This is a genomic window from Undibacterium sp. RuRC25W, from assembly GCF_049339825.1.
In the GTDB taxonomy this organism is placed as follows: Bacteria; Pseudomonadota; Gammaproteobacteria; order Burkholderiales; family Burkholderiaceae_D; genus Undibacterium.
Genome location: NZ_JBMPPD010000099.1, coordinates 1 through 231, shown reverse-complemented (window position 1 = coordinate 231; position 231 = coordinate 1). Strand labels below are relative to the sequence as shown.

The 231-nt window shown below is 55.8% G+C and carries 1 protein-coding gene; it reads left to right on the top strand.

Translation table 11 applies throughout. The annotated features are described in order from the left end of the window. Positions 1-231 (top strand): hypothetical protein (locus ACO0KV_RS18465; protein ID WP_423044621.1); only part of this gene is annotated, 231 nt, incomplete at both ends.

Sequence of the window (231 nt, the reverse complement as noted above, 5' to 3'; positions counted from 1 at the left end):
GCCCAGAGAACAGCCTCACCTCGGGCAGTGTTGCCAGCCGTGACTATGACTACACCCGATGCCGCTCAAGCCTCGAAGCTAACAGTAGTGACCCTCGCAAAACCGGACAAAACAACCAAGAACTCTACAGCTGGCATGATGCCCAGAGCGGTAATCGGTATAGCCAACCGAATGCAGGATCGAATCCGCAGGCCAACAAAACCGACGAGCAAGGCCGCTTCTTAACCCGAC